11 protein-coding genes are annotated in these 12,844 nt (G+C 72.2%); 1 reads left to right on the top strand and 10 read right to left on the bottom strand.

Annotation, left to right across the window (positions count from 1 at the left end; genetic code table 11):
- Nucleotides 1-376: 376 nt before the first annotated feature.
- From ACQB60_RS37525 to ACQB60_RS37560, 8 genes are all read right to left on the bottom strand, one after another.
- Nucleotides 377-997, bottom strand: a complete 621-nt coding sequence (locus tag ACQB60_RS37525) for a response regulator transcription factor (RefSeq protein WP_496930566.1) — start codon at nt 995-997, stop codon at nt 377-379.
- A complete protein-coding gene (locus ACQB60_RS37530) occupies nt 994-2,256 on the bottom strand; it encodes a sensor histidine kinase (protein ID WP_496930567.1) in 1,263 nt (420 codons plus the stop codon). The genes ACQB60_RS37525 and ACQB60_RS37530 overlap by 4 nt, the downstream gene beginning before the upstream one ends.
- Nucleotides 2,253-3,047: an ABC transporter permease gene (locus ACQB60_RS37535; RefSeq protein WP_496930568.1), complete on the bottom strand. Its 795-nt coding sequence runs from the start codon at nt 3,045-3,047 to the stop codon at nt 2,253-2,255. Before ACQB60_RS37535 ends, ACQB60_RS37530 begins: the two co-directional genes overlap by 4 nt.
- Nucleotides 3,044-3,982 (bottom strand): ABC transporter ATP-binding protein, encoded by a 939-nt coding sequence (locus tag ACQB60_RS37540; RefSeq protein ID WP_496930569.1) that lies wholly within the window; start codon nt 3,980-3,982, stop codon nt 3,044-3,046. Before ACQB60_RS37540 ends, ACQB60_RS37535 begins: the two co-directional genes overlap by 4 nt.
- A 212-nt stretch (nt 3,983-4,194) precedes the next feature.
- Complete coding sequence (locus ACQB60_RS37545) at nt 4,195-6,252, bottom strand: hypothetical protein (protein WP_496930570.1); 2,058 nt, start codon at nt 6,250-6,252, stop codon at nt 4,195-4,197.
- 147 nt (nt 6,253-6,399) lie between these two features.
- The gene (locus tag ACQB60_RS37550) at nt 6,400-6,780 is read right to left on the bottom strand and encodes a DUF6113 family protein (protein WP_496930610.1); all 381 of its coding nucleotides are present in this window, start codon (nt 6,778-6,780) and stop codon (nt 6,400-6,402) included.
- A 98-nt stretch (nt 6,781-6,878) separates the two neighbouring features.
- Entirely contained in the window at nt 6,879-7,793 is a 915-nt protein-coding gene (mshB, locus tag ACQB60_RS37555; protein WP_496930571.1) for an N-acetyl-1-D-myo-inositol-2-amino-2-deoxy-alpha-D-glucopyranoside deacetylase, read from the bottom strand.
- Nucleotides 7,794-7,925: 132 nt separating this feature from the next.
- On the bottom strand, nt 7,926-8,120 hold the full coding sequence (locus ACQB60_RS37560; RefSeq protein WP_384846676.1) for a hypothetical protein: 195 nt from the start codon (nt 8,118-8,120) through the stop codon (nt 7,926-7,928).
- Between the two features lie 150 nt (nt 8,121-8,270).
- Here ACQB60_RS37560 and ACQB60_RS37565 point away from each other — a divergent pair, with 150 nt between their 5' ends.
- Nucleotides 8,271-10,409 carry a S9 family peptidase gene (locus tag ACQB60_RS37565; RefSeq protein ID WP_496930572.1) on the top strand — a complete coding sequence of 713 codons (2,139 nt, stop codon included), beginning with the start codon at nt 8,271-8,273 and terminating at the stop codon, nt 10,407-10,409.
- 296 nt (nt 10,410-10,705) lie between these two features.
- On the opposite strand, the gene ACQB60_RS37570 is transcribed toward ACQB60_RS37565, so the two are convergent.
- On the bottom strand, nt 10,706-11,845 hold the full coding sequence (locus ACQB60_RS37570; protein ID WP_496930573.1) for an ABC transporter ATP-binding protein: 1,140 nt from the start codon (nt 11,843-11,845) through the stop codon (nt 10,706-10,708).
- Nucleotides 11,832-12,842 carry an ABC transporter ATP-binding protein gene (locus ACQB60_RS37575; protein ID WP_496930574.1) on the bottom strand — a complete coding sequence of 337 codons (1,011 nt, stop codon included), beginning with the start codon at nt 12,840-12,842 and terminating at the stop codon, nt 11,832-11,834. Before ACQB60_RS37575 ends, ACQB60_RS37570 begins: the two co-directional genes overlap by 14 nt.
- Nucleotides 12,843-12,844: the final 2 nt, after the last annotated feature.

The following is a 12,844-nucleotide window of genomic DNA, read 5'->3' on the forward strand; positions in this document are numbered from 1 at the left end:
GGCCGGGCTTTGGGGTGGGGGCTGTTCGGTGGGGTGGGTGCGGGTGGTCCCTGCGGGGCCTTTTCCCCAGCCCCGCCCCTTCCCGAAACGGCGACTCCATCGCCCCTGGGGCACCCCCTGGGGGCTGCGCCCCCAGACCCCCCATCGGCCTGAACGGCCTCGTCCTCAAACGCCGGACGGGCTGAAATACCCCCGCCGAGACCGAAGGGAGACGGCCCGCAGACGGGCGACGGCGCAAGGGGTGGGGACGCGGCGGTATGTCCGCCCGCAGTACAGCACCCCACCCACCCGAGTACTCATGTACTCGTCCGGCGCCCCCGGCTTTTCGAGGACGGACATACCGCCGCGTCCCCACCCCGCCCCACCCACGAACCCGCTAGAGCCAGCCCTTGTCCCGCGCGATCCGTACCGCCTCCGCCCGGTTCCGCGCCGCCAGTTTCTGGATCGCCGTCGACAGGTAGTTGCGCACCGTCCCCTGCGACAGGTGCAGGGCCGTCGCCAGTTCCGCGTTCGTGGAGCCGTCCGCGGCCGCGCGCAGGACCTCGCGCTCGCGGTCCGTCAGGGGGTTCGCGCCCTCGGCCAGGGCCGCCGCCGCGAGGGTGGGGTCGATGACCCGCTCGCCCGCGAGCACCTTGCGTACCGCCTCGGCGAGTTGGGCCGCCGGGGCGTCCTTGACCAGGAAGGCGTCGGCGCCCGACTCCATGGCGCTGCGGAGGTATCCGGGCCGGCCGAACGTCGTGAGGACCACCAGTTTCACGCCGGGCAGCGCGGCCCTGACCTCGGCGGCCGCCTCGATCCCCGTCTGTCCCGGCATCTCGATGTCCAGGAGCGCCACGTCCACGTCGTGGGCGCGCACCGCGTCCAGCACCTCGTCGCCGCGCGCCACTTGCGCCACCACGTCGATGTCCGGTTCGAGGCCGAGCAGCGCCGCGAGCGCCTCGCGGACCATGGACTGGTCCTCGGCCAGGAGGACTCGGATGCTGCGGTCGTCGCTCATGCCGGTGATCCTATGGCGGGTGCCTCGGCGCCCGGCGCATCGCCCTCGTCGGTGGTCAGCGGGACCCGGGCGGTGAGCTGGAAGCCGCTGCCGCGGCCGGGTGCGGGGGCCGTCTCCAGGACGCCGCCGACCGCCGCGAGCCGCTCGGTCAGACCCGTCAGGCCGTTGCCGTTGCCGCTGCCGGTGGCCGCGCCGCCGGGGGCGCCACCCGGTCCCGTGCCGTCGTCGGTGACCGTCAGCTGGAGGACGGGGCCGCCGAGCGTCTCGTGGGCGCCGAGGGTCACCGTGCAGCGGCGGGCGCCGCTGTGCCGTACGACGTTGGTGACGGCCTCCCGCAGCGCCCAGGCGAGCGCGGCCTCCTCCTCGCGGCCGGGGAGCCGCTCCGCCTCCAGCGGGACGTCCGCCTCCACCCCGGCGGCCGTGAGCGCCGTACGGGCCCCGGCGAGCTCCCCCGCGAGGGTGCGCCTGCGGTAGCCGGTGACCGCCTGGCGGACGTCCACGAGGGCCTGGCGGCTGACCTGTTCGATGTCGGCGACCTGCTGGGCGGCCTTGTCGGGGTGGTCGGGGAGCATGCGCCCGGCGAGCTCGCTCTTGAGCGTGATGAGGGAGAGCGAGTGGCCGAGGAGGTCGTGCAGGTCGCGGGCGAGCCGCAACCGCTCTTCGTTGGCCGCGAGTTGGGCGACGGTCGCGCGGGCCTGGCGGAGCTGGACGGTCGTGCGCACCAGCTCGCGTACGCCGGACATCGCGAAGCCGACGAGGAGGGTGATGATGCCGAGGTTGGTGATGAGGTCGCCGAGGCCGTCGTCGCGCAGGCCCACCAGGATCATCAGGAGCGTGACGCCGGGGATGACCCACGCCGAGTACCGGATCGGCAGGACGGCTCCGGCGGACACGGCGACGTACACGAAGAGGCCGAGCCAGGGGTCACCGAAGCACAGGCCGAGGACCGTGGCGAGGCAGACGAGGACGCCGAACGACCCGATCACCTTGCCCCAGTCGATGATCTTGGTGGTGTAGCGGAAGACCAGCGTCAGGTAGCAGCCCACGAAGGCCGCGAGGCCGAGCCAGCCGAGCACGGTGGCGGGAGTCGAGTGAGGGCCGTGGGCCAGGTCCCGCACCGGGGAGGCGAGGAAGACCAGCCAGATGCCGATCCAGACCGCCTTGGTGAGGACAGCCCTGCGGCCCTGCGGGGGCTGCCCGAACGTCTCCACGGGGTGCACGCCGCCCCCGGACTCGCTCTCCGCGTCTGACACGCTCACGCCTTCAGTGTGTCCTTCCGGTACAGCCACGCCGCGCCGCCCGCGAAGAGCAGGAAGTACGCCACGAGGAGCACGACGTCCTTCGCGTGCGGGGCGTCGCCCAGTTCGATCGCCCGGCCGAGGGCAGCGTACGCGTGCGTGGGCAGCCACGAGGAGATGTCCTGCAGCCACTGCGGGAAGGTCGTCGTCGGCATCCACAGGCCGCCGAGGATGGAGAGCCCGAAGTAGATGATCATCGTGATCGGGCGGACCGCGTCGCCGGACGCGAGATAGCCGATGGCGACGCCGAGCGCGGCGAAGCAGAGGCTGCCCGCCCAGATCGCGCCGGTCAGCGCGAGCCACTGCCAGGCGTCCAGGCGGACGTCCTTGACGAGCGCGCCGACGACGAAGACCACGATGATCGACGGCAGGCTGACCACGGCCGCGCTCGCCGTCTTGGCGAGGACGTAGCCGCGCCCCGGCAGGCTCGTCAGCCGCAGCTGGCGCACCCAGCCGCTCTCGCGCTCCTTGGCGATGCGCTCGCTGTTGCCCATGAGGACGGCGGTCAGGGCGCCGAACGAGGCCATCGAGACCATCATGAACGCGGGCACGCTCAGCCCGGTGCCGTCGACCCGGCTGCCGCTGTCCTGGCTGCCCGCGACGATCAGGAAGAGGATCGACGGGTAGATCACCGAGAAGAACAGGAACTTGCGGTTGCGCAGGGCCCGGGTGATCTCCAGCTTGATCAGCGCCCGCGAGGCGAAGGCGCTGCGCACGGCCGAAGTCCCGTGCGCGGTCAGGGTGTTCGTCATGCCGCCTTGGCCTCCTCGGCTGCGGTGATCGCTACGAAAGCCTGCTCGAGGCCGAGGCCCGCGACCTCCAGATTGCGGGGGTAGACGCCGAGCCCGTACAGCGCGTGCACGGTCGCGTCGGCGTCGGTCGACTGCAGCCGGACGGTGTGGCCGGACACGTCGATGGTGGTCAGGAAGGGGAGGGTGCGGAGCTGCTCGGCGAGCGGCCCGTCGATGGCCTCCAGGTCGAAGGCGACCTTGCGGGCGCCCGCCTTGGCCTTGATCTCGGCGGCGGTGCCGTCGGCGAGGAGCCGGCCGCGGTGCAGGACCAGGACCCGGTCCGCGATCGCGTCGGCCTCCTCCAGGTAGTGGGTGGCGAACAGGACCGTGCGGCCCTGGTCCGCCTGCTCGCGCATGGTGGCCCAGAACGCCTGGCGCGCGGTGACGTCCATGCCGGTGGTCGGCTCGTCCAGGACGATCAGGTCGTTGGCACCCGCGGTGGCGAGCGCGAAGCGGACGCGCTGCTCCTGGCCGCCGGAGAGCTTGTTGACCTTGCGGTCCGCGATCTGGCTGATGTCGGCGCGCGCGAGGACGTCGCCGACCGGGTACGGCCGGGGGTGCAACGCACAGGCGAGCCGCACCAGTTCGCGGACCGTGACCTCGTCCATCAGGCCGCCGCTCTGCAGCATCGCCCCGACCCGGCCCGCCGTGATGGCGTCCCTCGGCGGGGTGCCGAAGACCTGGACGGTGCCGCTGTCGGCCTGCCGCAGGCCGAGCAGCAGGTCGAGCGTGGAGGACTTGCCCGCGCCGTTCGGCCCGAGCAGGGCCACCGTCTCGCCCGGATGGAGGTCGAGCGTGAGGGCGTCCACGGCGCGGACGTCTCCGTAACTCTTGCTCACCTGCGTGAAGCTCACCACGGGGGCGACCGGGGCGGCTCCTCCTGCTGTCGTCGTCATGGGACCCATCGTGGCTGGTCACAGGCGCGGGGCGGCAGTGTCGAGTGTGGTGAGTCGGAGATGACAGATGTCATACGGGGCCGGGGAGCAGCTGTCATACGGGGCGGGGCACCGCGGAAACGGCGAGGGCCGGGCGGGCTCGATGGATGAGCCCGCCCGGCCCTCGGGGTGCCGTTCCGGTCGACTGACCGATGCGAACAGTTGGTGCCGGGTCAGCTGGCGTTGGTCGCGATCACGCCGACGCGCTCGGCGGGGGTCTTGCCCAGCAGCGCCTTGCGCATCGCCACCGCCACGTCCGTCGGCTGGACCGGCGTCTTCTTGCCGTTGCCGCGGGTGATCAGGACGCCGTCGAAGAAGTTGCCGTACGCCTTCTTGAGCTCGACGAGGTTGATGTGGTCCTGGAGCTTGTTGCCGTCGACGACCCTCGTCTCCAGCACCTTCGGCAGCGTCTTCGCCGGGCCGAACGGGAGCGACTTGCCGCCCGCCTGGATCGTGACGTTGGCGGACATGGCGGGCTTGGCGAACTGCGTCATGAAGCGGTCGACCTCGGCCTTGGAGATCTTCGGCTTGCGGTCGGTGACGGGCACCTGCACCGACCCGGCGCTGCCCGTCTGCACCTGCTTCTTGTACGCGTCCGCGACCGCGGCCGTCGACGCGTCGACGTCAATTCCCTTGCCCTCCTTGCCGTACACGGCCTGGGCCTTGCCCGGCAGGAACTTCACCGTGCCGTCGCTCGCCGAGCCCGAGCCGCCCGCGGCCCGCTCCAGGGCGGCCGCCAGCTTCTCCTCGTCGACCGGCATGACGGGCTCGACGACGCGCTCGCCGCCGAAGAGGGAGCCGACCACCGAGACCGGGTTGTAGTCGCTGCCCGCCGCCTCGCGGACGGTGGCCTGGCTGTCCAGCGTGAGGCCCGCCTGGTCCGGCTTGAGCGCGACCTCCTTGCCGTCCACCGAGAGCTTCAGCGGCTTGGTGACGCGCTCGCCAAGGGCGCCGTCGAGCTTCTTGACGGCCTCGTCGCGGGTGCCGCCGCCGATGTCGACGCCGAGCACCGTGGTGCCCTTCGGCACGTCGGCGTGGTTCATCAACAGCCCCGCGCCGTACGCCCCGCAGGCCAGGACGACGACGCCCACGGCCACCAGGACCAGCTTGTTGCGCCCCTTCTTCTTGGGCGCGGGCTTGGCGGCGGGCACGTCGGACTGCACCGGCTCGGGGAGGCGGGGCGGGGTGTGCGGGCCCGGCTCGTCGAGCGGGGAGCGCTGCTGGGGGCCCGTCGCGAACGGGGAGTTCTGCGCGGGCGGTACGACGGGGATGCCGCTGTTGAGGGTCTCACCGGAGACGTTTCCGCCGGGGGCGCCGGGTCCACCGGGGCCGCCCTGGGCCGTGGGCGGGGCGGGCTTCTGCGGCGTGAGGATGGCGGTGTCGTCGCTGATGCCACCAGGCCGGGGCGCGTTCGTCACCTGCGGGCCGGGCGGCGTCGGCGGGGCCAGGGGGCTGTCGCCGGTGACCGGTCCACCGGTCGGGCCCGAGGGCCCGGCGGGACCGACGGCCCCGTCGAAGTCACCGAAGTCGTCCCCGGCACCAGCACCAGCACCAGCACCAGCACCAGCCGAGAAGTACGGAAGGTCACCGCGCTGCGGCTCACGCCCCTGCGGCGCCCCGCTGCCCAGCGGACCCGACGCGACCGCACCGGACACGTCGAAGGAACCCGTATCGCCGCCGCTGCCATCAGCAGGGGCGGAGGGGGCGGAGGGAACGGCGGGGGGCACGATCGGCGTACCGGCCGCGGGAGTTGAGGAGGGGGCGGCAGGAGAACCCGTGGCGCCGCCCTGCGGGCGCGAGGGGCTCTTGCGCGGCGCGAACCAGTCGCTGGTCGGCTCCGCGGGCTCCTCGCTCGCGGGCTCCTCGGGCGCGGTGTCGGCGGCCGGTGCCGGGGCCGTGGCGCCCGCACCGGGTCCCGCGCCGTTCGCGGCGCCCGGCGACGGCTCGTCCGTCCCGCGCCCCGCGTCCTCTCCCTCACCCATCGGCGTGCGCATGACGACCGGTGGGATGGGACGCGAGCCGGGGATGTTGATCCGGATGCGCGTGGTCAGCGTGGTCTGGGTCTCGGGCTCGTCGGGCCGCTCGTCGGCCGACTGGCGCTGCGCGCCCTCCGGACCGCCGCCGACGGGGCCGCCCTGCGCGGGCGAGCCGTACGGCGGGGTCCCCGAGGGGTAAGCGGCTCCACCGCGCCCCTGGGGCCCGGAGGACGAACTGTCAGTTTCACGACTCAAGGCAGGTTCTCCCGGTTGGCTCCACCGCCCGTTACGACCTTCGACTGCTCGGGCGGCTCGGCGGCGCGCACCACCATACTGTCCACCGCCGACACGCAAGCTGTGACCGACGTCAAAGCCGTGACGGGCGCGGGCGGAAGTGGTACGTCACTTGCCAAGTCGGGCGCTGTGCCCGCCTGGTTGCGGTGACTGGGCGAGGGTGGCGCACATCACAGCGACGGCCATCCCGCCGAGCAGGAAGACATACGAGCCGAGGCCCGCCCCGAACAGGAAGTCCCCCTCGGGCCGCGTGGCCGTCAGGAACAGCACCACGACGACCCAGCCGGCGGCGGGCGCCACCGCACCCGCCCGGGTCCCGGTGGCGCGCGCCCCGCCGAAGAAGGTGCCCGCGGCGCCGAGCAGCGCGAGCAGCAACCCGCCCGGGAACCAGCCCGCTTGGACGAGGGCGCCCGCGATGCCGACCACGGCGCCGAGCACCAGGAGCCCGGCGTACGCGGCGATCCGTACGACATTGACGGGCTGCGCCATGAACCCGCCGGGCGCGGCGGCGGCACCGGACCCGCCGGAGGCCCCGTTCGACGGCTTCGAGGGCTTCGAGGGCCCGGAGGCGGCCTTGGAACGCGTACTCATACTCCCGTCACCCTTTCGAGTTCGAGTCCCGCGAAGAGATCCGTCTCGCGCTCACCGGCGGGCGCACCGGAGTCGCCCTGCACCAACTCGTAGTACTCCACGTCGAAGACGGGCTGCGCGAGGCCGTTGGAGAGGACGAACAGCGGGCCCCGCACCTCGACCTGGGTGGCGTGCGCGCTCATGGCCGCAGCCTTGGCCGCCGCGAAGGCGCGGCCGTCGATCTCGGCGGTGACCCGCTCGTCGTCGGTGACGCCCGGCACGTCCGCGACGGCACCGGCCCGCGTGAACGGCGACTGCGGCAGCGCCTCGTCGGTCAGCCACCGGAAGCGCTCCTCGACCACGGAGCGCGGCGCCCGGTTCCAGTAGATCTTGGCGATCTGGTGCGGTTCGCCAAGGTCGGCGCGGAAGGCGCTCTCGCCGGCCAGCTCGGCGGCCCGCATCGCGACGCGGTGGGCCTGGATGTGGTCGGGGTGGCCGTAGCCGCCGTCCGGGTCGTAGGTGACCAGGACCTGCGGGCGGACCTCGCGGATCACCTCCACGAGGGACGCGGCGGCCTCGTCGAGGTCGGCGGACCAGAAGGATCCGTCCCGGTGGTTCTGCTCGGCGCCCATCATCCCGGAGTCGCGGTACCGCCCGGTCCCGCCGAGGAAGCGGTGGTCGGCGACGCCCAGCTCCTTCATCGCGGCGGACAGCTCGCCGATGCGCTGGGCGCCCAGGGCGTCCTCGCGGTCGGCGGCGAGATGGGCGAGCTCGGGCGGAATGACCTCGCCTTCTTCCCCGAGCGTGCAGGTCACGAGGGTGACCCGGGCACCTTCGGCCACATATTTGGCCATCGTTGCGCCGTTGTTGATCGACTCGTCGTCGGGGTGCGCGTGCACGAGCAGCAGGCGCCGGGCGGGCGGTTCCGTCATGGGACCACCCTACGAGCCCGCGCGCCCGCGCCCCTCACCCACTGAAGCCCGCGCCCTCCACCCGCTGAGGGCGGCACCCAGAACGTGATGTGCCAGAACGTGACGTGTCAGAACTTCTCAGAACTTCATGTGTCAGAACTTGATGTCTTCGATCATGCCCGCGACGTTCGTCGTCAGCTCATTGATGGTCGGCGCCACGGAGGAGCTCGCCAGATAGAAGCCGAGGAGCACGCAGGCGACGGCGTGGCCGCCCTTGAGACCCGACTTCTTGATCAATAGGAAGACGATGATCGCCAGTAGCACCACCGCCGAAATCGAGAGTGCCACGGCGGCTCACCTCCAAGATCCAGATCCGTACCCTGAGCGGACACACCAGCAGGTTCATACCCACGAAGCGCTACGGATCATAACTATCCGTGCGGACGCATGAGTCGGAGCACAGCAGCACAAGGGGCGCATGCGCCATAGTCTCGGGGAATGACCACGGAGACCACCGCGTACGTTTCATTCCCGCGCCGGCACGCCCGCACCCAGCGCTTCACCCTCGGCGCGCCCCGCGCGTTCACGGTGGCGCCCGACGGATCGCGCGTGGTGTTCCTGCGCTCCGCCTCGGGCACCGACCGGGCGGGCCAACTCTGGGTCCTGGACCTGGAGAACGGCGGCGCCGAGCGCGTCGCGGCCGATCCGCAGGCCCTCCTGGACGGCGCGGCGGAGCGCCTCTCGGCCGCCGAGCGGGCGCGGCGCGAGCGCAGCAGGGAGGGCGGCGCGGGCATCGTCGGCTACGCCACGGACGCCGCCGTGGAGGTGGCGTCCTTCACCCTCTCCGGGCGGCTGTTCGCGGCGGAGCTGCGCGCGGGCACGGCGCGCGAACTCCCCACGCCCGCCCCCGTGATCGACCCGCGCCCCTCCCCCGACGGCCGCCACATCGCGTACGTCTCCGGGGGCGCCCTGCGCGTCACGGCGGCGGACGGCACGGACGACCGCGCCCTGGCCGAGCCCGAGGCGCCCGAAGTCACCTACGGCCTGGCGGAGTTCATCGCCGCCGAGGAGATGGACCGGGCGCGCGGCTTCTGGTGGTCGCCCGACTCGGACCGCCTCCTGGTCGCGCGCGCCGACGACGCCCCCGTACAGCGCTGGTGGATCGCCGACCCCGCGCACCCCGACCGCGAGCCCGCCAAGGTCGCGTACCCGGCGGCGGGCACGCCCAACGCGGACGTGCGGCTCTTCGTGGTGGGCCTGGACGGCGCCCGCACCGAGATCGCCTGGGACCGCGCCCGCTACCCGTACCTGGCGCGGGTGCACTGGTCGTCGGCGGGCGCCCCGCTGCTCCTCGTGCAGGCGCGAGACCAGCTCAGCCAGCTGTATCTGGCCGTGGACCCGGACGACGGTTCGACCCGCATGGTGCACGCGGACGAAGATCAGGAATGGCTTGATCTTTTCCCTGGTTCGCCGTGCTGGACGCCGAGCGGGCGGCTCGTCCGCATCGTGGACGAGGGCGGCGCACGCGTCCTCGCGGTGGGCGAACGCCCCCTGACAGGACCGCAGTTGCACGTGCGCGCGGTCCTGGACGTGGCGGACGAGGACGTGCTGATCTCGGCGTCGGCGGGTGCCGCGGCAACGGAGCCGGAGACGGGCGAGATCCATGTCTACCGCGTCAACGAACTGGGCGTGGAGCGGCTCTCCCAGGAGCCCGGGGTGCACTCGGCGGTGCGCGCGGGCGAGGTGACGGTCCTGGTCTCGGCGACCCCGGACCACCCCGGCGCCCGGGTCACGGTCCACCGCGACGGCAAGCAGACGGCGACCATCGCCTCCCACGCACAGCGGCCGGGGCTCACGCCGCGCGTCACGCTCACGGAGGCGGGCGCGCGGCGCATCCCGTGCGCCGTCCTGCTCCCCCGCTCGTACGAGGAGTCGGACGGCCCGCTTCCGGTGTTGCTGGACCCCTACGGCGGCCCGCACGGCCAGCGGGTCCTGGCCGCCCACAATCCGCACCTCACGTCGCAGTGGTTCGCCGACCAGGGCTTCGCGGTGATCGTCGCGGACGGCCGCGGGACGCCCGGCCGCTCGCCCTCCTGGGAGAAGGCGATCCGCGGCGATTTCACGGTGACCCTGGACGACCAGGCCGACGCGTTGCAAGACTTGGCGAACCGCTTCCCGCTCGACCTGACGCGCGTCGGCATCCGCGGCTGGTCGTACGGCGGCTATCTCGCGGCGCTCGCGGTGCTGCGGCGTCCGGACGTGTTCCACGCGGGGGTGGCGGGGGCGCCGGTGACGGACTGGCGCCTGTACGACACCCACTACACGGAGCGCTACCTGGGCGACCCGACGGGACCTGCGGCCGCGTCCGACGCGTACCGGCTGAGCTCCCTCGTCACGGAGGAAGGTCTCGTCGCCCCCGAGGAGCCGCACCGGCCGCTGATGATCGTGCACGGTCTGGCCGACGACAACGTGGTGGTGGCGCACGCGCTGCGCCTCTCCTCCGCGCTGCTCGCGGCGGGGCGGGCGCACGAGGTGCTTCCGCTGTCGGGCGTCACGCACATGACGCCACAGGAACAGGTGGCGGAGAATCTCCTGCTGCTCCAAGTCGACTTCTTGAAGCGGTCGTTGGGCCTCTGAGGGGCTCTCGGGCGACCGGCCGGGGTGACATGGCGCACCCCGGCCGGTCCACGGCACCCGCACGGCCGTACGGGATTCAGTGTGGGGTGCGCGTATATCGGGGGCGGGTCATCGGGGTTGCCCGGTTGTTTCTTCCTTCCCCGATCCCGCCCCTTCCCGAATCCGCCGCTCCGCGGCCCTGGGGCACCGATATCGCCTGAAGGGCTCGTCCTCAAACGCCGGACGGGCTGTCTCTAGCCCGTCCGGCGTTTGAGGACGAGGCGCGTTCAGCGCCGATAGGGGGCTAGGGCACCCCCCTACGGCACCACCTGCCGCTCCTCCGCGAAGTGGCAGGCCGACTCGTGGGCCGCGGGCCCGCCCTCCCCCCGGAACACCGCCGGCACCGCCAGCTCAGGCACCTCCAGCGCACACCGCTCCTGCGCCTTCCAGCACCGGGTGCGGAAGCGGCAGCCCGAGGGCGGGTCGGCGGGGGACGGGACATCGCCCGCCAGCAGGATCCGCTCGCGCCCCTCCCGCGCCTCCGGGTCCGGCACGGGCACCGCGGACAGCAGCGCCTGCGTGTACGGGTGCGTCGGGTGGTCGTAGATCTGCTCGTCCGTCCCGATCTCCGCGAGCCGCCCCAGGTACATGACCCCGACCCGGTCGGAGATGTGCCGCACGATCGACAGGTCGTGGGCGATGAAGACGTAGCTCAGGCTGAACTCGTCCTGGAGCTTCTCAAGCAGGTTGATCACCTGCGCCTGCACCGACACGTCGAGCGCCGACACCGGCTCGTCCGCCACGATGATCTCCGGCCGGAGCGCCAACCCCCGCGCGATGCCGATGCGTTGGCGCTGGCCGCCCGAGAACTGGTGCGGGTAGCGGTTGATGTACTCGGGGTTGAGGCCGACCACGTCCAGGAGTTCCTGGACCTTCCTCCGCCGGTCTCCCTTCGGGGCCACCTCGGGGTGGATCTCGTACGGCTCCCCGATGATGTCGCCCACCGTCATCCGGGGGTTCAGGGACGTGTACGGGTCCTGGAACACCATCTGGATGTTGCGCCGGACCGCCTTCAGGGCCCGGCCCGACAGCTTCGTGATGTCCTCGCCCTTGTAGAGGATCTGCCCCGACGTCGGCCGCTCCAGGTTCACCAGCATCTTCGCGACCGTCGACTTGCCGCAGCCCGACTCCCCCACGACGCCGAGCGTCTCGCCCGGGTCCAGGTGGAAGGAGACCCCGTCGACGGCCTTGACCGCGCCGATCTGCTTCTTGATCAGGATGCCCTGGGTGAGCGGGTAGTGCTTGACCAGGTCCCGCACTTCGAGGATCGGTTCGCGGCCGGACCCCGAGCCCTCGGCCGCGTACCGCGACTCCGCCTGCGCCTTGTGCAGCAGGTGCTCCGCCAGTTCGCCCTCGACTCGCAGGTCCTTCTTGCTGACGTGCTCAGGATGCGTCATCGAGCGTCTCCTTCCAGAAGTGGCAGGCGCTCTTGCGGCCGGGGGCGGTGGCGGTGGGCTCGGCGGCGTCGTACGTCACGTCCGCGAGCGGCGGGACGTCCGTGCGGCAGATGTCCTGGGCCCTGGGGCAGCGGGGGTTGAAGGCGCAGCCGGGCGGGATGTTCATGAGGTTCGGCGGCAGGCCCTTGATCGCGTAGAGCTCCTGGCCCTTCTGGTCCAGGCGCGGGATCGAGTCAAGGAGGCCGCGCGTGTACGGGTGCGCCGGACGCTTGTAGATCTCGTGCACCGGGGCCTGCTCGACGATGCGGCCCGCGTACATGACGGCGATGTCGTCCGCGACGTCGGCGACCACCCCCAGGTCGTGGGTGATGAGGATGAGGCCCATGTTGAGCTCGCGCTGCAACTCGGCCAGCAGGTCCATGACCTGGGCCTGCACGGTGACGTCGAGGGCCGTCGTCGGCTCGTCCGCGATGATCAGGGACGGCTCCAGGGCCATCGCCATCGCGATCATGATGCGCTGGCGCATGCCGCCGGAGAACTGGTGCGGGTACTGGCCGACCCGCTCCTTAGCCGCGGGGATGCGGACGCGGTCCATCAGCTCGATGGCCTTCGCCCTGGCGTCCTTGCGGGACATGCCCCGGTGGACGACGAACATCTCGCCGAGCTGCTCACCGACCGAGAGGACCGGGTTGAGCGAGCTCAGGGCGTCCTGGAAGATCATCGCCATTCCGGCGCCGCGGATCTTGCGCCGCTGGTCCTCCTTGAGCTTCAGGAGGTCCTCGCCCTGGAAGAGGATCTCGCCCTGGGTGATCTTCCCGGGCGGGATGTCGAGGATGCCCATGATGGCCTGGGCCGTGACGGACTTGCCGGAGCCGGACTCGCCGAGCACGGCGAGCGTCTCACCCGCGTCGACGCTGTAGTTGACCCCGTTGACGGCCTTGGCGACGCCGTCCCTGGTCCTGAACTCCACGTGCAGATCGCGTACTTCGAGCAGCATGA

Origin of the sequence: Streptomyces odontotermitis, assembly GCF_050510915.1 — a bacterium.
Classification (GTDB): Bacteria; Actinomycetota; Actinomycetes; order Streptomycetales; family Streptomycetaceae; genus Streptomyces.